This window comes from Paraburkholderia sp. BR14320 (genome assembly GCF_040948665.1).
GTDB classification, from domain to species: Bacteria; Pseudomonadota; Gammaproteobacteria; order Burkholderiales; family Burkholderiaceae; genus Paraburkholderia; species Paraburkholderia youngii.
The window spans coordinates 1-984 of sequence record NZ_JBFPKG010000209.1 but is presented as its reverse complement, the minus strand read 5'-3'; the positions used below and the strand labels follow the sequence as shown (position 1 = coordinate 984).

Sequence of the window (984 nt, the reverse complement as noted above, 5' to 3'; positions counted from 1 at the left end):
GCGCTGACCGCCTCCGGCGAAGCGACGAAATGCCCCGGCGTCACGCCGACCGCGCGCCGGAAATGTCGGCCAAGGTGACTCTGATCGAAAAACCCGACCTCGGTCGCGACCTCACACGGCGGGACGCCGTCGCGCAATAGCCGCTTGGCGTGTTGGATCCGCACCAAACACACATAACGATGCGGCGAGATTCCCACTTCTTTGCGGAACAGCGTCGCAAAGCGCGACACACTCAAGCCCGCCGTCGCCGCGAGCGTCGCAAGACTGACGGGCTGCGCGAATGAGCTTTCGATAAAAGCCACGGCCCGCCTGATCGCACGCGACATCACCACGGTCGTGCCGCTGGCGGTGTAGTCGAAGATTCCAGTCATGTCGTATCCCTTCGGGCCACAAAATCATGCGCGCCGCTCCGACGACACCGATTCGGCAAGGCGGATGCCGTCATCGCGAAGCGCGAGTTGGCCATCAGACGCGCAGCGTGACGGACTGCGCGAGCCCACCAGCCGCAGTAGCGCCGTCCGGCGGTCCGTTCTGGTACTGCTGCAGTTCCGCTTCGCTGCGATGGCACACCACCTGCGCGCCGCTCTCGAGCGTGCGCGCGGCCGGCGGCGTGCGGTTGCAGACCCCATCGATGCGCATCGGACAACGCGCGAGAAACGTGCATAGCTGCGGCTCATTGGCCGGCTCGCCGATCGGCGGCAGCGTCTGATGACAGCGCTCGCCCGCTTCTTCGAGCCAGCCGGCGCGAAGTTCCGGCGCGGACGACACCAGCAGATGCGAATACGGGTGGTACGGCGGCGCCGACAACGCGTCGCGGTTACCCGCCTCGACGCGGTGCCCTGCGTACAGCACGACGATGTCGTCGCTGATCGCGCGCACCTTGGCGATGTCGTGCGTGATGAACAGATACGACACGCCGAGCTTTTTCTGCAGATCGCGCAGCAGTTCGAGAATGGCTGCGCCGACCACCGTATCGAGCGCGGA

2 protein-coding genes are annotated in these 984 nt (G+C 65.9%); both read right to left on the bottom strand.

Annotated features, from left to right (window positions below):
• The coding region (locus AB3X89_RS39930) for a helix-turn-helix domain-containing protein (protein ID WP_368588023.1) at positions 1 to 371 on the bottom strand (371 nt) is incomplete at its 3' end.
• Positions 372 to 465: 94 nt separating this feature from the next.
• A partial coding sequence (locus AB3X89_RS39925) for an oligopeptide/dipeptide ABC transporter ATP-binding protein (RefSeq protein WP_368588022.1) occupies positions 466 to 984 on the bottom strand: 519 nt, incomplete at its 5' end.